The 20718-nt window shown below is 60.6% G+C and carries 20 protein-coding genes and 1 pseudogene; 13 read left to right on the top strand and 8 right to left on the bottom strand.

Features of this window, described 5'->3' with window-relative positions; all coding sequences use genetic code 11:
- Positions 1–139 precede the first annotated feature (139 nt).
- The 3 genes from AB4N33_RS26840 (at position 140) to AB4N33_RS26830 (ending at position 2738) form a co-directional block, all read left to right on the top strand.
- Complete coding sequence (locus tag AB4N33_RS26840; RefSeq protein ID WP_476458591.1) at positions 140–1768, top strand: S8 family peptidase; 1629 nt, start codon at positions 140–142, stop codon at positions 1766–1768.
- A 179-nt stretch (positions 1769–1947) separates the two neighbouring features.
- Positions 1948–2259 carry a type II toxin-antitoxin system MqsR family toxin gene (locus AB4N33_RS26835; RefSeq protein ID WP_476458590.1) on the top strand — a complete coding sequence of 104 codons (312 nt, stop codon included), beginning with the start codon at positions 1948–1950 and terminating at the stop codon, positions 2257–2259.
- Positions 2256–2738, top strand: coding sequence for a type II toxin-antitoxin system MqsA family antitoxin (locus AB4N33_RS26830; protein WP_460121141.1), 483 nt, complete (start codon positions 2256–2258; stop codon positions 2736–2738). Before AB4N33_RS26835 ends, AB4N33_RS26830 begins: the two co-directional genes overlap by 4 nt.
- 186 nt (positions 2739–2924) lie before the next feature.
- On the opposite strand, the gene AB4N33_RS26825 is transcribed toward AB4N33_RS26830, so the two are convergent.
- The 4 genes from AB4N33_RS26825 to AB4N33_RS26810 form a co-directional block, all read right to left on the bottom strand.
- Positions 2925–3689 carry an amino acid ABC transporter ATP-binding protein gene (locus AB4N33_RS26825; protein ID WP_003178331.1) on the bottom strand — a complete coding sequence of 255 codons (765 nt, stop codon included), beginning with the start codon at positions 3687–3689 and terminating at the stop codon, positions 2925–2927.
- A 27-nt stretch (positions 3690–3716) separates the two neighbouring features.
- Positions 3717–4814 (bottom strand): amino acid ABC transporter permease, encoded by a 1098-nt coding sequence (locus AB4N33_RS26820; RefSeq protein WP_460121138.1) that lies wholly within the window; start codon positions 4812–4814, stop codon positions 3717–3719.
- Positions 4815–4824: 10 nt separating this feature from the next.
- A complete protein-coding gene (locus AB4N33_RS26815) occupies positions 4825–6006 on the bottom strand; it encodes an amino acid ABC transporter permease (RefSeq protein ID WP_460121136.1) in 1182 nt (393 codons plus the stop codon).
- A gap of 65 nt (positions 6007–6071) precedes the next feature.
- Positions 6072–7103 (bottom strand): amino acid ABC transporter substrate-binding protein, encoded by a 1032-nt coding sequence (locus tag AB4N33_RS26810; protein WP_460121133.1) that lies wholly within the window; start codon positions 7101–7103, stop codon positions 6072–6074.
- 468 nt (positions 7104–7571) lie between these two features.
- On the opposite strand from AB4N33_RS26810, the gene AB4N33_RS26805 reads away from it, so the two are divergent.
- The 5 genes from AB4N33_RS26805 (at position 7572) to AB4N33_RS26785 (ending at position 12877) form a co-directional block, all read left to right on the top strand.
- Positions 7572–8228 (top strand): alpha/beta hydrolase, encoded by a 657-nt coding sequence (locus AB4N33_RS26805; RefSeq protein ID WP_460121131.1) that lies wholly within the window; start codon positions 7572–7574, stop codon positions 8226–8228.
- Between the two features lie 88 nt (positions 8229–8316).
- Entirely contained in the window at positions 8317–9804 is a 1488-nt protein-coding gene (gene rhlB, locus AB4N33_RS26800) for an ATP-dependent RNA helicase RhlB (RefSeq protein WP_476458589.1), read from the top strand.
- A gap of 123 nt (positions 9805–9927) precedes the next feature.
- Positions 9928–10881, top strand: a complete 954-nt coding sequence (locus AB4N33_RS26795; protein ID WP_476458588.1) for an ornithine cyclodeaminase family protein — start codon at positions 9928–9930, stop codon at positions 10879–10881.
- 150 nt (positions 10882–11031) lie between these two features.
- A complete protein-coding gene (locus tag AB4N33_RS26790) occupies positions 11032–12159 on the top strand; it encodes an NAD(P)/FAD-dependent oxidoreductase (RefSeq protein WP_476458587.1) in 1128 nt (375 codons plus the stop codon).
- 91 nt (positions 12160–12250) lie between these two features.
- The gene (locus AB4N33_RS26785) at positions 12251–12877 is read left to right on the top strand and encodes a helix-turn-helix transcriptional regulator (RefSeq protein ID WP_460121122.1); all 627 of its coding nucleotides are present in this window, start codon (positions 12251–12253) and stop codon (positions 12875–12877) included.
- 62 nt (positions 12878–12939) lie between these two features.
- Here the strand turns inward: AB4N33_RS26785 and hmpA are convergent, their stop codons facing one another.
- Complete coding sequence (hmpA, locus tag AB4N33_RS26780) at positions 12940–14121, bottom strand: NO-inducible flavohemoprotein (protein WP_476458586.1); 1182 nt, start codon at positions 14119–14121, stop codon at positions 12940–12942.
- A 157-nt stretch (positions 14122–14278) separates the two neighbouring features.
- On the opposite strand from hmpA, the gene norR reads away from it, so the two are divergent.
- The 5 genes from norR (at position 14279) to AB4N33_RS26755 (ending at position 18784) form a co-directional block, all read left to right on the top strand.
- Positions 14279–15829 carry a nitric oxide reductase transcriptional regulator NorR gene (gene norR, locus AB4N33_RS26775; protein ID WP_476458585.1) on the top strand — a complete coding sequence of 517 codons (1551 nt, stop codon included), beginning with the start codon at positions 14279–14281 and terminating at the stop codon, positions 15827–15829.
- Positions 15830–16055: 226 nt separating this feature from the next.
- Entirely contained in the window at positions 16056–16958 is a 903-nt protein-coding gene (locus AB4N33_RS26770) for a chemotaxis protein CheV (RefSeq protein ID WP_460121115.1), read from the top strand.
- 25 nt (positions 16959–16983) lie between these two features.
- Positions 16984–17442: a GNAT family N-acetyltransferase gene (locus AB4N33_RS26765; RefSeq protein WP_460142101.1), complete on the top strand. Its 459-nt coding sequence runs from the start codon at positions 16984–16986 to the stop codon at positions 17440–17442.
- Positions 17443–17625: 183 nt separating this feature from the next.
- On the top strand, positions 17626–17952 hold the full coding sequence (locus AB4N33_RS26760; protein WP_460121109.1) for a hypothetical protein: 327 nt from the start codon (positions 17626–17628) through the stop codon (positions 17950–17952).
- An 82-nt stretch (positions 17953–18034) separates the two neighbouring features.
- Positions 18035–18784 carry a YkgJ family cysteine cluster protein gene (locus AB4N33_RS26755; RefSeq protein WP_476458584.1) on the top strand — a complete coding sequence of 250 codons (750 nt, stop codon included), beginning with the start codon at positions 18035–18037 and terminating at the stop codon, positions 18782–18784.
- Here the strand turns inward: AB4N33_RS26755 and AB4N33_RS26750 are convergent.
- The 3 genes and pseudogenes from AB4N33_RS26750 to AB4N33_RS26740 all read right to left on the bottom strand — a co-directional run bounded on the left by AB4N33_RS26750 (position 18781) and on the right by AB4N33_RS26740 (position 20712).
- Entirely contained in the window at positions 18781–19836 is a 1056-nt protein-coding gene (locus AB4N33_RS26750; protein ID WP_476458853.1) for a methyl-accepting chemotaxis protein, read from the bottom strand. The two genes, AB4N33_RS26755 and AB4N33_RS26750, sit on opposite strands and share 4 nt — an antisense overlap.
- A 246-nt stretch (positions 19837–20082) precedes the next feature.
- Positions 20083–20364 (bottom strand): annotated as a pseudogene (locus tag AB4N33_RS26745) (PAS domain-containing protein); the annotation flags it as partial.
- Between the two features lie 120 nt (positions 20365–20484).
- Positions 20485–20712: a hypothetical protein gene (locus AB4N33_RS26740; protein ID WP_460121104.1), complete on the bottom strand. Its 228-nt coding sequence runs from the start codon at positions 20710–20712 to the stop codon at positions 20485–20487.
- Between the last annotated feature and the right edge of the window lie 6 nt (positions 20713–20718).

Here is a 20718-nt window from a genome sequence, read left to right as displayed (position 1 = left end):
CTTTTCGCCTCGCTCAGAGGCCGTTTCCCACCCACCCGAGGAGCGACGACCTACATCCCCCCCGGTAGAGCGGCGGCAGACTTCGGACTTCGGAACGGGTGACATGGCTCGCTCCCCCGACAACGGATGGAAGAAACCGATGGAAGAAGTCAATTTCGGCACAAAGAACAGCCGTTCGTTTTTTCTCGAAAAAGACCGGAAATTGCTGGCTGTGCGCGCTGAGGCTGGGGTTACTCTGGCTTCAACACTGTGCCGTGAAGCCGCCCACCATGCGTTGGCTGGCAGTGAGCTGCTGTTCGACGTGGAAGATGCGCAGGTGCAGGTTTACAAATTACCGGATCAGGCCGATGCCACCCTGCGCAAAGCCATGCTGCGCGAGTTGCCCGACGTACGTTTCGCCGGCAGCGTACTGGTGGACCCTCTCACCCGGGAACCGATTCTCTACACCGAAAACATGTTCCTGAAGTTCATCGATGAGCTGGCGCCCGCGCGATGCCTGGAAATCCTCGCGGCACTGAATCTGCAGATCAAACACGTGGCGCCCTACGCGACAAACGCTTTCTTCGTTCATCATCAGGACAATCATGGCACGCAAGTGTGCTCGTTCTCTCGACAATTGCTCGAGCGCCGGGACGTCGAGTATTGCCACCCGGAAATGCTGCGTCAGGGCCAACGACGGGCGATCCATCACAACCAGTGGCATTTGAAAAAAACCGTCGTCAGTTACCAATTCGAGATCGATGCCAGCGCCAATGTCGAGGCTGCCCATGTATTGGCTCAAGGTGAAGGCGTCGTCATCGCGATCATTGACGATGCCTTCGACATCGACCATCCCGAGTTCGCCGGCACAGCCAAGATCGTCGGCGCACGAAACTTCGACCGACGTAATGCCGCGTCAGGCCCGAGGCCGAAAAATGCCCTCGAACGCCACGGCACTGCGGCAGCGGGTGTTGCCTGTGCCAATGGCGATGGCGGTGCCAGCGGCGTGGCTCCCCGCGCCAGCCTCATGCCGTTGAAGCTGACCAGGCCCTTGGGCGCTCGGGCCGAAGCGGACGCGTTTTATTGGGCTGCGCAACAAGGGGCTGACATCATTTCCTGCAGCTGGGGACCGCTTGAAGGGCATTGGGCTGACCCGACCGATCCCCGGCACACACAGGTATTTCCATTGGCCGCCAGCACGCGCCTGGCCATCGAATACGCGGCCACCAAGGGTCGCGCCGGCAAAGGCTGCGTGATTTTTTTCGGTGCGGGCAACGGCAACGAGAGCCTGGACAATGATGGTTATTCCAGCCATCCCATGGTGATCGCCGTGGGCGCATGCAACGACCAGAGTCGCCGCAGCGCATACAGTGACTTCGGCAAGGCATTGTGGTGCTGCTTTCCCAGCGGTGATCAGGCGCACCCGGACCCCAAGTACAAACCCGCGACTTCGGCCCCGCAGACCCGAGGCATTCGCACCACGGATCTGTCCGGCAAATTCGCCGATACCACCCACCCAGCCTTCATCGAAACGTTCAGTGGCACCTCCAGTGCCTGCCCAGGCGCGGCCGGTGTGGCGGCCCTGATACTGAGCGCCAACCCCGCGCTGGATCGCGAGTCGGTTCGCCGGATTCTCGCCGAATGCTGCGACAAAATCGGCCACGCCGACGATGGCCCCTTGGGTCAATACGATCAGGACGGTCACAGCCACTACTACGGCCATGGCCGTCTTAATGCCTTGCGCGCCGTGCAGATCGCGATGAAGCGCAAGCAGGAACAGGTTGGCTGAACATTTCCGACAGGGGTCTGGGCGTCGCGCCCTATAAGTCGAGGAATCGCCTGACGGGGTAATCAGCTTCGCGTAGGAAGGCAAACACCTAGGGTCACAAGGAGGCAAAACGAGCGGTATTTTCGATTAGTCAAAATTACCCTTTGAGGGTAGTTTCAAGGACAGGGTTTACGTTTCTTATGGAAAAGAACACACCCCATTACGACTTGGATGTGATCAAGGCGGATGTCAGGCGGCTTGGAAGGAACGGGTTTACCAGGGCAGCGCATGAGAGCGCTGAGGACCTGGGCTTTACGCTCAGCGAGATGCAGCAAACCGTTTTCGATCTGGACCGCAGCATGTTGTACAAGTCGATGACTACCTATGCAGATCACCGAACCTGGCAGGACGTCTATCACACCCATTCTGGTGAAATGGAGATCTACGTAAAGGTTACCTATCGTTCAAACGGTAAGGCTCCGGTGATCTCCTTCAAGGAGAAAAACACATGAAAACAGAGCAATGCTATTCCTGCGGAGCGCCTGAGGGGATGACACGCTTCGAGGGCCGCACAATCATCAAGAGCGTCAAAGGCATGGAGCGTCGGCTCGACAACCTTTGTGGTTGGGAATGCCAGAAATGCGGGGATGCCATCTTCGATAGCGACTCCGCTGAGCGCTATTCGATTGCAGGTGATGAACTGATCATCGCCGGCCGCCAGATGATCGGCGAGGAGATGAAGCGTATCCGCCGCAAACTCAACCTGACGCAAAAGCAAGCGGTGGAACTGCTTTCCGGGGGCGGGCACAACGCGTTTTCCCGCTATGAGCGCGGCGAGATCACCGCCCCCAGGACGTTGATACTGCTGATGCGGCTGCTCGATCGCTACCCGCATTTGCTCAGCGATGCGAAAGTGTTGGCCGAGGGTGCGGACTTTCGCGGTTTCAAACGTGTTACGCATGAAGCGCACGAAATCCTGGCGGATTCCTGAAACCCCGTATCTGTACTGTAGGAGCGAGCATGCTCGCGATGGTAGCCCGGCCACCGCTGGAATACAGACAGCCCACGTTATCGTTGACGAACATCGCGACGGTTCGACGCCTCGACATGCTCGCTCCTACAGGGGGAACAAAAAAACCCGGAACAAGTCCGGGTTTATTTCAGTGCCGAAGACCGATCAATGCAGGATCTGGCTCAGGAACAGTTTGGTGCGGTCGTTCTGCGGGTTGTCGAAGAAGTCGTTCGGCGCGGCCTGTTCGACGATTTCGCCCTTGTCCATGAAGATCACGCGGTTGGCCACGGTGCGGGCAAAGCCCATTTCGTGGGTCACGCAGAGCATGGTCATGCCGTCTTCAGCCAGGCCGATCATGGTGTCCAGTACTTCTTTCACCATTTCCGGGTCGAGGGCCGAGGTCGGTTCGTCGAACAGCATGATTTTCGGCTTCATGCACAGCGCACGAGCGATCGCCACACGCTGCTGCTGACCACCGGACAGTTGCCCCGGATACTTGTGCGCCTGCTCCGGAATGCGTACGCGCTCCAGGTAGTGCATGGCGATTTCCTCGGCCTTGCGCTTGGGCATCTTGCGGACCCACATCGGCGCCAGGGTGCAGTTCTGCAAAATGGTCAGGTGCGGGAACAGGTTGAAGTGCTGGAACACCATGCCGACTTCACGGCGGATCGCTTCGATCTGCTTGAGGTCATTGGTCAATTCCACGCCATCAACGACGATGCGGCCCTGCTGGTGCTCTTCCAGACGGTTGAGGCAGCGGATGGTGGTGGACTTGCCCGAACCCGAAGGGCCACACAGGACGATACGCTCGCCCTGCTTGACGTTCAGGTTGATGTCTTTCAACACGTGGAACTGACCGTACCACTTGTTGACGCCCTGCATCTGAATAATGCCTTCAGGGCTCACAGGCTGTTTGATTGCTTCGCTCATCAGAAAACTTCCTAAATAGGTAGCGACTTAGCGCTTGTGGCCTGTGTCGAGCTTGCGTTCCAGATGCATGGAATAGCGCGACATACCAAAACAGAAAATCCAGAACACCAGAGCGGCGAACACGTAGCCTTCAGTGGCCATGCCCAGCCATTTCGGATCGGCGGCGGCTTGCTTGACACTGTTGAGCAGGTCGAACAGGCCGATGATGATCACCAGGCTTGTGTCCTTGAACAGTGCAATGAAGGTGTTGACGATGCCGGGGATCACCAGCTTCAGGGCTTGCGGCAGAATCACCAGGCCCATGCTGCGCCAGTAACCCAGGCCCATCGCCGCAGCCGCTTCGTACTGCCCCTTGGGAATCGCTTGCAGGCCCCCGCGCACCACTTCGGCCACATAGGCCGACTGGAACAGGATCACGCCGATCAATGCCCGCAGCAGTTTGTCGAAGTTCATGCCTTCGGGCAGAAACAACGGCAGCATCACCGAGGACATGAACAGCACCGTGATCAACGGCACGCCACGCCAGAACTCGATGAAGGTCACGCAGACCACACGAATGGCCGGCATGTTGGAACGTCGCCCCAGCGCCAGGACAATCCCCAGCGGCAACGCACCGGCGATACCCACCGTGGCGATGACCAGGGTCAGCATCAGGCCGCCCCACTGGCTCGTTGCCACTTGTTGCAGGCCAAACACGCCACCATGCAGCAGGCACCAGGCGATGATCGGGTACAGCACCAGGAAGCACAGGCCGTACACCGCTTTGCGCGGGAAGCGCGAGATGAACAGCGGTGCTGCGCCGAGGACCGCCAACCATACGGTCAGGTCCACGCGCCAGCGCAGTTCCGGCGGGTAGTAGCCGTACATGAACTGGCCAATACGCTGCTGGATGAACACCCAGCAGGCGCCCTCTTTGGTGCAGTCCGCACGAGTGGTGCCGACCCAGTTGGCGTCGATGATCGCCCACTGCAGGATCGGTGGAACCACAAGGTATATGAGGTAGAACGCGAACAGGGTCAGCAGGGTATTGAGCCAACTGGAGAACATGTTCGCGCGCATCCACGCCACGATACCGATGCTACTGCTCGGTGGTGGCATGTCAGGTTTGAAAGTATGAGTACTCATGCGCTTTTCCTTACCGCTCGATCAGCGCAATGCGCTTGTTGTACCAGTTCATCAGCAGGGAAATGCTGATGCTGATCGCCAGGTAGACGCTCATGGTGATGGCAATCACTTCGATCGCCTGACCGGTCTGGTTCAGCACGGTGCCGGCGAACAGCGACACCATTTCCGGATAACCGATACCGGCGGCCAACGACGAGTTCTTCACCAGGTTCAAGTACTGGCTGGTCAGCGGTGGAATGATCACGCGCAGAGCTTGCGGGATGATCACCTTGCGCAGGGTCGGGCCGTTGCGCAGGCCGAGCGAGTGAGCCGCTTCGGTCTGGCCATGGCTGACCGACTTGATGCCCGAGCGCACGATTTCGGCGATGAACGCCGCGGTGTACACGGTCAGTGCAAGGGTCAGTGCCAGCAGTTCCGGGATCAACACCCACCCGCCGACGAAGTTGAAGCCCTTGAGTACGGGCATCTCCCAATGCACAGGTGCGCCAAAAACCAGGGTGCACAAGGCCGGGATCACCAGGAACAACGCCAGGCCGACCCAGAACTTGTGGAATGGCTCACCGGTTTCATTGAACCGTTTGTTGGCCCAGCGGCTCATCAGCACGATGGCGACGATCGCGACCACGATGCTTGCCAGGAACGGCCATAAACCGTCAGCGACCACAGCGCCCGGCATGTTCAGGCCACGGCTGCTGACAAAGAAGGTGTCGCCGAAATTGTGGCTGTTACGCGGGCCTGGCATGGTCAGGAAAACCGCGAAATACCAAAACAGGATTTGCAACAGCGGCGGGATGTTACGGAAGATCTCGACGTAGACGGTCGCCAGCTTGGCGATGATCCAGTTCTTGGAAAGGCGCGCCACGCCGATGATGAAGCCGAGAATAGTGGCCAGCACCACGCCGATGAAGCTCACCAGCAAGGTATTGAGCAGGCCGATGACAAACACCCGGGCATAGCTGTCCGCTTCGGTGTAGTCGATCAGGTGCTGGGCGATGCCGAAACCGGCACTGCGCTCCAGAAAGTCAAAACCGGAGGTGATGCCCCGGTGCTGAAGGTTGGTCTGGGTGTTGTCGAACAGGTACCAGCCCATCGAGACCACCGCGACAATGGTGATGATCTGGAAGAGCCACGCACGCACTTTTGGATCGCTGAGGCTGAGCCTCTGCTTTGGTGCGCCGATTGAATTTTGCATGAAGTGCCCCGCAAAGAATGGAACAGAACATCACCCGGCAGTTGGCCTGCCGGGTGATAGAACCATTAGCGCACTGGTGGTGCGTACTGAATGCCGCCAGCGTTCCACAAGGCGTTCAGCCCGCGGTCGATTTCCAGCGGAGTGCTCTTGCCGAGGTTTTTCTCGAACACTTCACCGTAGTTACCGACTTGCTTGACGATCTGCACGACCCAGTCTTTCTTCACTTTCAGGTCTTTGCCGTATTCACCGTCAGCACCCAGCAGACGAGCGACGTCCGGGTTCTTGGTGGACTTGGCTTCAGCTTCAACGTTTTTCGAGGTGACGCCTGCCTCTTCAGCGTTGAGCATGGCGTAGCCAACCCAGCGCACGATGGCCAGCCACTCGTCGTCGCCATTACGCACGACCGGGCCCAGCGGCTCCTTGGAAATGGTTTCCGGCAGAACCACGTAGTCCTTCGGCGCAGCCAGCTTGCTGCGTTGAGCGAACAGCTGGGACTTGTCGGAGGTCAGCACGTCGCAACGACCGGATTCCAGCGACTTGGCGCTTTCATCGGAGGTGTCGAAAGTGATCGGGGTGTACTTCAGGCCGTTGGCGCGGAAGTAGTCGGAAACGTTCAGCTCGGTCGTGGTACCGGCCTGGATGCAGACGGTCGCGCCGTCCAGTTCCTTGGCACTTTTCACGCCCAGTTTCTGGTTGGCCAGGAAGCCGATGCCATCGTAGTAGGTAATGAAGCCCGGGAATTTCAGGCCCATGCCCGCGTCGCGGGAGCTGGTCATGGTGGTGTTGCGCGACAGGATGTCGATTTCGCCCGATTGCAGCGCGGTGAAGCGCTCCTTGGCGTTCAACTGGCTGAACTTGACCTTGGTCGCATCGCCAAACACAGCTGCGGCCACGGCGCGGCAGACGTCAGCGTCGATACCAACGATCTTGCCGGTGGAATCAGGAACCGAGAAGCCTGGCAGACCATCGCTGACGCCACACTGCACGAAACCTTTCTTCTGCACTGCATCCAGGGTTGCACCCGCCTGAGCGAACCCGCTGACGCCAAGCACTGCGGCTGCAGTCACGACGGCCAGGGTGGATTTCAACATCTTCATTCAAACCTCCAGTTTTGCTCTTGTTGTGTCGGAGCGTGATTCCTGTCGCACCCTTTTGAGGCGTTGTTGACCCGTGTTGGCTTCTTTTGGGATCAACCGACGTAGAGACCGCGCTATGAGTCTAGTAGGAGAAAATCCACCGAATGGATCACTCGCTTCTCACCAGTCGGCCGAACGGGCTGTAGCCCTTTCACGTTCGCTAAGCCCGAGTCGGCCACTGGCGAACATCCATCACCGGATTTATTGCTATCCCACCAGGAACAATGGCCTGATAGTGTTACCGACAGGCGTGGGATTAATCTTACGAACAACCTCTTAGCAAACGCCGTACCAGACCGCTCGTCGGGGCACTTCACCGACAGGTCAATAGCGAAACTTTCAGCCTTGCGACATCTTCGTAACTGATCAACCCGGTACGCACTCAGATCACGCACTCATTAAGAGCGCACGCACACAATTGGAGCAGCCATGAGCGAGCCGTTGATACTTGAACCCGTCAGGACCCCGGACGCCTGCGTCATCTGGCTGCACGGCCTGGGGGCCGACCGTTTCGACTTCCTGCCGGTGGCCGAAGCCTTGCAGGAAAGCCTGCTGAGCACACGTTTCGTTCTGCCACAGGCCCCCACCCGCGCTGTCACCATCAACGGTGGCTACGAGATGCCGAGCTGGTACGACATCCTGGCCATGAGCCCGGCGCGAGCCATCAGCCGTGAGCAACTGGAAGCCTCGGCGGATCGGGTTATCGAGCTGATCGAGACACAGCGTGCCAGCGGAATAGACGCCTCTCGGATCTTCCTGGCAGGTTTTTCCCAGGGTGGCGCCGTGGTGTTACACACCGCGTTTCTGAAATGGCAGGGCCCCTTGGGGGGCGTACTTGCCCTCTCCACCTATGCACCCACGTTCAGTGACGAACTGCAGCTCTGCGCGAGCCAACAGCGTATCCCGGTGATCTGCCTGCACGGCCAGTACGATGACGTGGTGCAAAACGCCATGGGGCGCAGCGCCTACGAATATTTGAAGCAGCATGGTGTCACCGTGACATGGCAGGAATACCCAATGGGGCACGAAGTGTTACCCGAGGAGATTCGCGACGTCGGTGTCTGGCTGGCCGAGCGCCTGCGTTAACGGCGGCCTCACACGGCCCATTGATCCCTCCCACTACGCCGCGCCCGTTTCTTGCATTACACTGGCCGGCACTTAACCTATTGATGAGATGACCGTGCTCAAAGCACTCAAGAAAATGTTCGGTAAAAGCGAGGCTGAGCAGCTCGCCCCCACCTCCAGCGCCGCGCCCCACGCAACTGCACAGCGCAGCGAAGGTCAGCAGCCTGAACGGGACGTCGCCGAAGCGACCGCAAAACGCGCACCAAAGTCCGCGCCGGCCATCGCCACCGCCGAAGCCACTCACGCCAAGGCACCGCACAGCGAACCCGCGAAGCCTGCAAAACTACGCCGCGAGCCCAAGCCCAAGGCGCCGGTCATTCCCTGGAAGCTCGAGGACTTCGTCGTCGAGCCTCAGGAAGGCAAAACCCGCTTCCACGATTTCAAGCTCGCGCCGGAGCTGATGCACGCCATCCAGGATCTCGGTTTCCCCTACTGCACGCCTATCCAGGCGCAGGTCCTGGGTTTCACCCTGGCAGGTAAAGACGCCATCGGCCGCGCCCAGACGGGTACAGGTAAAACGGCAGCGTTCCTGATTTCGATCATCACCCAGTTGCTGCAAACCCCGCCGCCGAAAGAGCGCTACATGGGCGAGCCGCGGGCACTGATCATCGCGCCCACCCGCGAACTGGTGGTGCAGATTGCCAAGGACGCCGCGGACCTGACCAAGTACACCGGCCTCAACGTCATGACGTTCGTGGGCGGCATGGATTTCGACAAGCAACTCAAGCACCTCGAAGCCCGCCACTGCGACATCCTCGTGGCCACCCCGGGCCGCCTGCTGGACTTCAACCAGCGCGGTGATGTGCACCTGGACATGGTCGAAGTCATGGTACTGGACGAAGCCGACCGCATGCTCGACATGGGTTTCATTCCGCAAGTGCGCCAGATCATTCGCCAGACGCCTCCGAAATCCGAACGCCAGACCCTGCTGTTCTCGGCGACCTTCACCGATGACGTGATGAACCTGGCCAAGCAATGGACCACCGACCCGGCGATCGTCGAAATCGAAGTCACCAACGTGGCCAATGAAAACGTCGAACAGCACATCTATGCGGTGGCGGGTGCCGATAAATACAAACTGCTTTACAACCTGGTCAACGACAACGGTTGGGAACGGGTCATCGTGTTTGCCAACCGCAAGGACGAAGTCCGTCGCATTGAAGAACGCCTGGTACGCGATGGCATCAACGCGGCGCAACTGTCCGGCGATGTGCCACAGCACAAGCGCATCAAAACCCTGGAAGGCTTTCGCGAAGGCAAGATTCGCGTATTGGTCGCAACCGATGTTGCCGGTCGCGGCATTCACATCGATGGCATCAGCCACGTGATCAACTTCACCCTGCCGGAAGTCCCGGACGATTACGTGCACCGCATCGGCCGTACGGGTCGCGCCGGCGCTGACGGCGTGTCGATCAGCTTTGCCGGCGAAGACGATTCGTACCAGCTACCGTCCATCGAAGCGCTGCTGGGTAAAAAGATCAGCTGTGAAACACCGCCGACCCATCTGTTACGTGCGGTCGAGCGCAAACGTCCTTAACGGATGATGTGCAAGAGAAGGCGCAGCCGGAGACGGACTGCGCTTTTTTTTCGCCCGGACATTGCGAGACATATTTAAAAGTCCATAATAGACAAATTAGTTTATTCGCATCCGGAGCCGCCCATGTCCAGCACCCCCTACGTGATCAACCAACCTCAGGCTCGCGAACTGTTGGCGCAAATCGTTGTGCCACAGATCCTGCGCAAACTGTTCCGTGACCTGGCTGCCGGGCAGGCTGTGCAACCAGCGCAGCAACTGGTGGAGTTTCCAAAGGGTGCCGGCGACTTCATCAACTATTTAGGCGTGCTGGCCGAGGATGGCGTCTATGGGGTGAAAACCTCGCCCTACATCGTGCGTGAGCAGGGCGCACTGGTAACGGCCTGGACGTTGCTGATGTCGATGCGGACCGGCCAACCGCTGTTGCTGTGCGATGCTGGCGAACTGACCACAGCGCGCACCGCCGCGACCACGGCCGTGGCCGTCGATGCGCTTGCCGCGTCGAATGCGCAACGCCTGGCGATCATCGGCAGCGGCAAGGTGGCCCAGGCTCACGTGCACTATGTCAAAGGCCTGCGCGACTGGAGGGACATCCGCATCTATTCGCCGGGCTTGAACGACTGCACCAGAGAGGAGTTGGCGCTTATAAAGGGTCTTGACCCACGCCTGACCCTGGCCGACAGCCGCGAAGCGGCCATCGACGACGCCGACGTGATCCTGTTGTGCACCTCATCAGCGGGTCCTGTCATCGACCCGTCAACCTTGAGCAAGCCGGCGCTGATCACCTCCATCAGCACCAACGCACCGCGCGCCCATGAAGTACCGCCGCAAAGCCTGAATGACATGCAGGTGTTCTGTGACTATCGCCTGACCACGCCGGGTTCAGCCGGGGAGATGTTGATTGCGGGCGAACGACATGGCTGGGATTCGGCGCGGATCGTGGGTGATCTGCCGGACTTGCTCAGCGGCAAGGTCCCGCGCCCCGATTACCAGCGCCCTGTGTTTTTCCGCTCGATCGGGTTGGGCCTGGAAGACATTGCGCTGGCCAATGCCCTGTACCAACTCCAGCAACAACACTGATCCCCAACTGTGGGAGCGGGCTTGCTCGCGATGGCGGTGTTTCAGCCACCAATGGGGGTATCTGACACACCGCCATCGCGAGCAAGCTCGCTCCTACAGAGGTTCGGTTCACAGACATTCATGGCATTGCGGCCCATTCAGGAGACCCACATGAGCCACGCAGACTTCATCATCATCGGCGGCGGGATTGCCGGTGCTTCCACCGGTTTCTGGCTGTCGCAGCACGGACGCGTGATTGTGCTCGAACGCGAATCCCATCCGGCCTATCACTCCACCGGACGTTCCGCCGCGTTGTTCACCGCAGCCTATGGCACCCCGCAGGTGCGGGCGTTGACCCTGGCCAGTCGTGATTTCTTCGACGCCCCACCTGCCGGCTTCTGCGAGCACCCGCTATTGACCCCGCGCGGCGAGATGACCGTGGACTTCACCGGCGATCCGGCCGAGCTGAACAATCAGTACCTGAGCGCCAGGGCCACCGTGCCTGAGATGCAGTTGCTCAGCGCCGAAGAAGCCTGCGCCCGCCTGCCCATCCTGCGCCGGGAGAAAGTCCACGGCGCAATCTACGACCCAACCGCCAGCGACATCGACACCGATGCCCTGCATCAGGGCTATCTGCGCGGTATTCGGCGCAACCAGGGCCAAGTGCATACCGACATGGAAGTCCTGGACCTGGCCCGCGATGCCGAAGGCATGTGGCAGGTACACACCGGCAACCAGACCTTCAGCGCGCCCATCATCATCAATGCCGCCGGTGCCTGGGCCGACAAGATCGGTAAACTGGCGGGCGCCCACCCCCTGGGCCTCCAACCCAAGCGCCGCGCGGCCTTCATCTTTGCCGGCCCCGAAGGCGTGGACAGCCACCATTGGCCGATGCTGGTCAGCCTCGACGAATCGTTCTACATGAAGCCCGATGCCGGGATGTTCCTCGGCTCCCCAGCCAACGCCGACCCGGTGGAGCCGCACGACGTGCAGCCCGAAGAGCTGGACATCGCCATGGGCATCTACCAGATCGAAGAAGCCACCACCCTGACCATTCGCCGCCCGACCCGCACCTGGGCCGGCCTGCGCAGCTTCGTCGCCGACGGCGATCTGGTCTCGGGTTTCGACCCCGAGGTGCCAGGGCTGTTCTGGGTCGCAGCGCAAGGTGGTTACGGCATCCAGACTTCACCCGCCATGGGCCAGGCCAGCGCGGCCCTGGTGCGCGGCGAGGCGTTACCGCAGACGCTCACGCGGTTCGGCCTGGAGGCCGGGATGCTCTCGCCCGCTCGCCTGGGCTGATCGGCGTTCGCCGTGACGTGCCGACCTGATTGCGGCAAACTTCCAGCGTCCTGTGTTGCAGGGCGCTGACCGTTGCCTGGAGTTCCCTCGTATGAATGCACCTGTTAAAGACCCGGCCCTGGATAACTTTCGCGCGATTGCCGATGCCATCGCCACGTTGTTCTTTCCCCATGCCGAGGTGGTGCTGCACGACCTGCGCACGCAAAAGATCGATTACATCGCCAACAACCTGTCCAAGCGTGAAGTCGGCGACGATGCGGCACTGGAAGACATGCTCGGCGATGACATCAGCGAGCGAAACATCGGGCCGTACGAAAAATTGAACTGGGACGGTCAGAAGATCCGCAGCTTGAGCAGCGTTCTGCGCGACAGCAACGGTCATCCGCTGGCCGTGCTGTGCATCAACCTGAATATTTCGTTGTTTGAAAACGCCAAGGCGGCGCTGGACCTGTTCCTGTCGCCAAGCAAGCTGATTCCGCAACCGGACTCCCTGTTCCGTGATGACTGGCAGGAGCGAATCAACACCTTCCTGCACGGCTGGCTGCGCGAACGCCAGCTCAGCCTGAACCTGCTGACACGCGACCACAAACGCGAATTGGTGCTGGCGCTGCATGCCGAAGGCGCCTTCAAGGGCAAAAGCGCCTCCAACTACGTCGCCAACGTCCTGAACATGGGGCGGGCGACGGTGTACAAGCACCTCAAGGAACTCAAGGGCTGATTAAAAAATGTGGGAGCGGGCAAGCCCGCTCCGACCGTGGATCTTTGTCTAACCCGTAAGGGTTATTCCAACGCCGAAGCCGGGCCAAAGAACTCGTAGCGGCTCTGTTCCTCCGGCACGCCCAATGCCTTCAGGTGACGCTTGACCACCGCCATGAAGCTTTTGGGCCCAAGGAAGTAGGCATCCACATCACGATGCTCCGGCATCCACTCAGCCAGTTGTTCCTGGCTCAACAAACCCACCTTGTGCGCTGCCGGGCTGACGCCGTCATCTTCGGCGTAGCAGTAGAATCGCTGCAACTGCGGATGACGCTCCGCCAGGTCATCGATCCAGTCGCGGAAGGCGTGAACCGTGCCATTGCGCGCGCAGTGGATGAAGTGCACCGGCCGCTCGGTTTGCAGGGCCGCTTCAAGCATGGCCAGGGTCGGGGTAATGCCGACGCCGCCACTGATCAGCACCAGCGGTTTGTCGCTGTCGGTGAGGGTAAATTCGCCCGATGGCGGAAACAGTTGAATGCTGTCGCCCACATGCAGCTCATCGTGCAGGTGATTGGACGCGCGACCACCGGCCTCGCGCTTGACGCTGATGCGGTAATGCTTGTCGTTGCTCAGGGACGACAGCGAGTAGTTACGACGGATTTCTTCGCCATCGAGGAACAGTTGCATGCCGATGTACTGGCCAGGTTCGGAAGCGAGGATCGGCCCCTTGTCTGCCGGCTCGAAGTAGAACGAGATGATCTCCGAGCTTTCCTCGACCTTGGCCGCGACGATGAACTCACGCGCGCCGCGCCAGCCGCCCCTTGCCTGTTCTTTCTGGTCGTAGATGCTGGTTTCGGCGCCGATCAGGATGTCGGCCAACTGGCCATAAGCCGCCGCCCAGGCGCCCATGACCTGCGCGGTGGCAATCTCCTCACCCAGCACTTCGGAAATCGCACGCAGCAGGCAAGTGCCAACGATCGGGTAGTGTTCCGGCAGGATTTGCAGGGCCACGTGCTTGTTGATGATCTTGGCCACCAGATCACCCAGTTGATCGAGCTGATCAATGTGACGGGCGTACATCAGCACGCCGTTCGCCAGGGCGCGGGGTTGGTCGCCGCTGGCCTGGTGAGCCTGGTTGAACAGAGGGCGCACCTCGGGGTACTCGGAAAGCATCATGCGGTAGAAATGAGTGATCAACGCCTCGCCGCCACTTTCCAGCAACGGCACGGTGGATTTGACGATTGCACGGTCTTGAACGCTAAGCATAAGGTGACTCCTGCGCCACTTGGGTTTCTAATGTGTTTGCCCTAGCTTTATCAGTTTCCGTGCCAGTTATTTATTCCTTATAAATCAATACGTTGATAACTTTATAGTCATATCGACAGCGCCTGGCTTATAGTCATCCGGACTACATGGAGTCACTATGACTGCAAAATCTCTGCTCACCACCCTGCTCCCGCTGGTCGCCGACCTGTCCCGCGAACTGCCCGAGGGCGAGCGTTATCGGCGCCTGCTCGAAGCCATGCGCGCGCTGCTTCCGTGCGATGCTGCCGCGTTGCTGCGCCTGGATGGCGAATGGCTGGTGCCGCTGGCGGTCGATGGTTTGAGCACCGACACCCTGGGACGACGCTTCAAGGTCAGCGAACACCCACGCTTCGAAGCGCTGCTCAGCAGCCACGGGCCGACCCGCTTCGCCGCCAACAGTGAATTGCCCGACCCCTACGACGGGTTGGTCGACGGCCTGGACGACCATCTGGAGGTCCACGACTGCATGGGCTGCCCGCTGTTTATCGATGAACGTCCATGGGGGCTGCTGACCCTCGATGCCCTGGACCCGCAAAGTCGCGAACCGGTCGAACTGGACGCCCTGGAGGCCTTCGCCAGCCTGGCTGCTGCCACGGTCAACGCCGCCGAACGTATCGAGCGCCTGGCTAATCGCGCCGAAGACGAGCATCAGCGCGCCGAGTTGTACCGCCAGGCCAGCGGTCAGCAGAATCGCGAACTGATCGGCCAGAGCAAGGCGCACAAACGGCTGGTGGAAGAAATCAATCTGGTCGGCGGCAGCGACCTGACCGTGTTGATCACCGGCGAGACCGGGGTCGGCAAGGAACTGGTGGCCCAGGCGATTCACGCCGCCTCGCCCCGCGCCGACAAGCCGATCATCAGCCTCAACTGCGCGGCGCTGCCGGACACCCTGGTGGAAAGCGAACTGTTCGGCCACGTGCGCGGCGCCTTCACCGGCGCCACCAGCGACCGACGCGGAAAGTTCGAACTGGCCAACGGCGGTACGCTGTTTCTCGACGAAGTCGGTGAGCTGTCGCTGACCGTCCAGGCCAAATTGCTGCGTGTGCTGCAAAGCGGCCAGTTGCAGCGCCTGGGCTCCGACAAGGAGCATCAGGTCGATGTACGCCTCATCGCCGCCACCAACCGTGACCTTGCCGAAGAAGTGCGCAGCGGCCGCTATCGCGCCGACTTCTACCATCGCCTGAGCGTCTACCCGCTGCTGGTGCCGGCGCTGCGCGATCGCGGTCGTGACGTGTTGCTGCTCAGCGGTTTCTTCCTCGAACAGAACCGTTCGCGCATGGGCCTCAACAGCCTGCGCCTGACCAGCGAAGCACAGACCGCATTGCTGGCCTACGATTGGCCAGGCAACGTGCGGGAACTCGAGCACTTGATTGGTCGCAGTGCGCTCAAGGCCCTGGGCAACTGCCGGGAGCGACCGAAGATCCTCAGCCTGGGGGTGGAGAATCTGGACTTGCCCAACGCCAGCGTCGAAGTGGCGGACGAGCCGGCCGCCGTCATTCCGGCCGCGGTGGTGACCGGTGATTTGCGCGAGGCGACTGAACGCTATCAGCGCCAGTTGATCAACGCCTGCCTGGAGCGCCACCACAACAACTGGGCGAGCGCGGCGCGAGAGTTGGGGCTGGACCGGGCAAACCTGGGCCGGATGGCGAAGCGGTTGGGGATCAAGTGAAACCGCTATCGTCGGAGCGCCGCCCGGAGCAAGCTCGCTCCTACAGGGTTCTGTGTTGCTCACAAATCCCCTGTAGGAGCGAGCTTGCTCCGGGCGGCGTTTCGACGATTGGGCCAGGCCATTCAGCCAATTTCCTAAAGCCTGCCCCCTTCAAGTCGATAACCCGGCATTGATAGCTGTCGGCGAACCTTGAATCGCCCATCACCTTTTTCCACAGAAGGTTTTTATGTCTTCCATCAAAGCTCGCGCAGACTCACTTTCGCTTCTGCTGTTCACCTTGCGCAGCGGCAAGTTGATGGCGATCAACCTGCTCAAGGTCAGTGAGATCATTCCCTGCCCACCGCTGACCAAATTGCCGGAGTCGCACCCACATGTTCAGGGCATTGCCACCCTGCGCGGCGCGTCGCTGTCGGTGATCGACCTCAGTCGGGCGATTGGCGAGCGGCCGCTGGAAGACCCGAACGGCGGCTGCCTGATCGTCACCGACATCAGCCGCTCCAAACAGGGCCTGCACGTCCAGGCCGTGAGCAAGATCGTCCATTGCCTGACCACCGACATCCGTCCCCCGCCCTTCGGTTCCGGCGGTGTGCGTTCGTACATCACCGGCGTAACCTCGGTCGACGGCACGCTGGTGCAAGTCCTGGACATCGAAAAGGTCATCCATGGCATCGCCCCCGCGCAGATCGAAGTGGCGCCGACCGAGCTGAGCATGGAAGACGCCGAACTGCTGGGCAATGCGCGCATTCTGGTGGTCGACGACAGCCAGGTGGCGCTGCAGCAATCGGTGCACACCCTGCGTAACCTCGGCCTGCAATGCCACACCGCGCGCAGCGCCAAGGAGGCCATCGACTGCCTGCTGGACTTGCAAGGCACGGCGCAGCAGATCAACCTGATCGTCTCTGACATTGAAATGTCGGAAATGGATGGTTACGCCCTCACCCGCACCCTGCGCGAGACCCCGGATTTTGCCCACCTTTACGTGCTGTTGCACACCTCGCTGGACAGCGCGATGAACAGCGAAAAAGCACGGCTGGCGGGCGCCAATGCGGTGCTGACCAAGTTCTCCTCGCCAGACCTGACCAAATGCCTGATCGAAGCGGCCAGGACGATCGCCGAACAAGGCCATTGATGTGACCGAGGCCTTTTGCTTGCTGATGCGGCGCAACCTTGCCGAGGTTGTGCCGGCGAGCAACTGGCCCTCTGGCATTGAAGTCCAGGTCTACCGCCCCGAACTCGCGCCCGCCGTGCATCGACTGATGCAACTGGGCTACCAGCACGGCGGCGGCCGCGTGCCGGCACTGGAGATCTGGCAGCAGCGGTTCGAGACCGATGCCGAATACGATCGCGATCTGTGCTTCGTTGCCCTTGAGGCCGATGCGATCGTTGGCGTCTGTCAGTGCTGGACCAGTGCCTACATCAAGAATCTGGTGGTGCACCCCGATGCCCAGGGCCGGGGATTGGGCCGTGCCCTGCTGTTGCATGCCTTCCAGGCGTTCGCGCAACGCCGCGAAGGCTTTGTGGATTTGAAGGTGCTGGAAGACAACCGGCGGGCGCAGCGGTTGTATCAAGGTGTCGGGATGGTCGTGGTTCGGCGGGAATGGGTGCCGGACTGATTGCCCGCGATGCGGTGTGCCCGTCACCACCGCAGTGTCTGGCCGGTCGCTATCGCGAGCAAGCTCGCTCCTACAGGTCCGGAGTTAACGCAAAATCGTTGTAGGAGCGGGCTTGCCCGCGATGGCGGTCGACTCCACAACATCAGGCATACTCAGTCCAAATTCCCAAAAGGATGCCTGCCCATGAAAGCCACCACCCTGACCCTCCTTTGCCTCACCGCCCTGGCCAGCCAGGCCCACGCCTCCAGCGATGAAGCCTGGGCCGCTTATGACAAAACAGTGCTCGCCAGTTGCACCAAGGCCAGCGGCCTGAAAAATGTGGCGCCGGTGGGCAATATCGCCCAGTTTGACGACCGAGTCGGTTACACCGCCGTACTGCTGCAAGGTCGCTACCCGCAAAAACACATGAAGAACCAGCAGGGTACCGAGTTGTGCCTGTACAGCAAGAAAGACAAAACCGCCTACGTCACCGAATGGGACTCCATCCGCGCGCCCGCCAAGTCAAAGTGAATGGCGCATAACTTGCTTCAGCACAGTTTTTGCGGCGGCATTCTGTCGCTGCTTCAAGCCGATGACAGCGACTGATCTTTCGATGAACACGACGTTTTCCTGCGTAGGCTGCGGCAAATGCTGCACTGACCATCACGTGCCTCTCACCCTGTCCGAAGCCCGCATGTGGGCGGACGATGGCGGTCAGGTCATCGTGCTGGTGGAGGCTTTCCTGGCCAATGGCCTTGGCCTGCCGACGCAGCAACGCGAACATGCCCAGCGGCGTTCGGTGTTAGTCAGCAGCGGCTCGGCGCAGGCCCACGTGGCAATCACCTTCGCCGCTTACAATGCCGGCCGTTGCCGGAATCTTGACGACGATAACCTCTGCCGCATCTACGAACGCCGTCCGTTGGTGTGCCGTATCTATCCGATGGAAATCAATCCGCACATTTCCCTCAACCCAGCCATCAAGGAATGCCCGCCCGAATCGTGGGAAAAAGGCCCGGACCTGATCCTCGGCGGTGAGTTGGTCGACCGTGAACTGGCGGCGCTGATCCAGCGTTCGCGTCAGGCCGATCGCGAAGAAATTCGCACCAAGGATGCGATTTGCGCCTCGCTGGGAATTCGCACGACGGCACTCAAGGGTGACGGGTTCACGGCTTACCTGCCGGACATGACGGCGTTTGCCACAGTCGTCGACCGGATGACTGATCAATCGCCGGCGGGCTCGGGCAGTGCGTGGCAGTTCCACGTATCAGGCTACGATATCGCCAGCCAGCTCCGGGCGAGCGGTGCGCAGGTGACCACTGAAACCCCGCTCAATTACGCGTTCATTTCACTGCGCGCGGCTTAACGGCGCACTCGCCAGAATTCCTGTGCCAATCGCCGCAAGTCGCCCGCCAGCCCGGCAACATCCGCAGAATTCGCCTGGCTGCGCTGCCCTTCGCTGACCGTGACTTCGCAGGCGCGGCGGATGCTGCTGATGTTGCGGTTGATGTCTTCGCTGACGGTACTCTGCTCCTCCACCGCCGAGGCGATCTGCAGGTTCATCTCGCTGATCTGGTTGACCCGCCGACTGATACCGTCCAGCGCCTCGGCAGCACGTCGAGCCTGCTCGACGCTGCATTGCACTTGCTCACCACTGTGTTGCATCGCCAGCACCGCATCGCGCGTGCCGTTTTGCAACGTGTTGATCATGCGCTCGATCTCGTTGGTCGACTGCTGGGTGCGCTGGGCCAGGCCGCGGACTTCATCGGCAACCACCGCAAACCCGCGTCCGGCGTCTCCGGCGCGCGCCGCCTCGATGGCAGCATTGAGTGCCAGCAGATTGGTCTGCTCGGCGATGCTGCGAATCACCTCCAGCACCCCGGTGATCTCGCTGCTGTGCCCTTCCAGTTGATGAATGACCGCAGTGGCGTGCGTCAGCTCATCGGCCAGGCGCAACACAACCTGACGGCTTTCACTGACCAACTGATGGCCCTCGAACGTCTCGCTGCCCGCCATATCGGCGGCCACGGCGGCCTGCTGCGCATGACTGGCGACCTGGGCGACGCTGGAGGACATCTGGTTGATCGCCGCAGCCACGTGATCGGTTTCCGCCTGCTGGTCCAGTGTGCTGCTGTGACTGCCCTGCAAATGGTCCACCAGCTCCGCCGCATGCCCCGCCAAGCGCTGCGAGGCATCGCCGATGCGCCCCACCACCGCACCGATCTGAGCTTCGAGCATCTGCAAGGCGAACTCGATCTGCCCAAACTCATCCCGGCGACCGGTGTAAATGCCTTGGCTCAACGGGTTATCGACAATCTGCCGGGCGCGCTCGCTCAGGGCCATCAGCGGACGCAACATCCGCCAGGTGCCGGCGGCCACCAGCGTGCCGCCGCCGATCAGGGCCACTAAACCGTACATCAACGACGAAGGATTGAGCCAAACCTGCAACCCAATGACACTGGCCAGGATCGCGCTGAACAGCAATGTCAGCTTCAGGCCTGGCCCGAGCACAGGCAGGCGTTGCATCAATGGCGTGCGCTCATTGCGAAGTTGCGTATAGGCCTTTTCTGCAGCCTCGATCTGCTGTTCCGTCGGGCGGGTGCGCACCGATTGGTACTCCACCGCCTGCCCGTTTTGCGTCATCGGCGTGGCGAAGGCACTCACCCAATAGTGGTCGCCATTCTGGCAGCGATTTTTCACCATCCCCATCCACGAGCGGCCACTCTTGAGGGTCTGCCACATGTGGGCGAACGCGGCCTGGGGCATGTCCGGATGACGCAGCAGGTTGTGCTTGGCGCCGAGCAATTGCTCGCGACTGTAACCGCAGATCTTGATGAAATCGTCGTTGGCGTAGGTGATTGCGCTCGTCAGATCGGTGGTCGAAAGGATGTTCGCATCAGCCGCAACATCGACTTGACGGCCCGTCACCGGGAGGTTGATCTTCATGGAAAGCGCGCTCGCTGGTGGGTAAGAGTCGGCGAAGTTGCTGACTCTAAGCGCACTGATTACACAAACCTTGATCTGGCTCAGGATATGAGCACATAGCCACTAGCGCGACAAAAGAACTCAGCGCTTGCCCATCGAACGACGCGTGCCGGGAGGCGCGGCACCTGGAACCTTGGTGTGACCGTTCTTGGCGCCGTTCTTGTACCACGGCTGATTGGAGGTTTTCGCAGCGGCCAGTTCGCCCGGCTTGAACGGGAACTTGAATGGCGCAATCGCAGGCGTGGTTTCGCTGTCTGCCAGTTCGTCGCCAGGGGCGTCGGCAACCGGTGGTTGAGTCGGGGAAGTCATGAGTGC

It is taken from the genome of Pseudomonas sp. S1_E05 (assembly GCF_056337105.1).
This window is presented reverse-complemented; position numbering and strand designations above follow the sequence as displayed.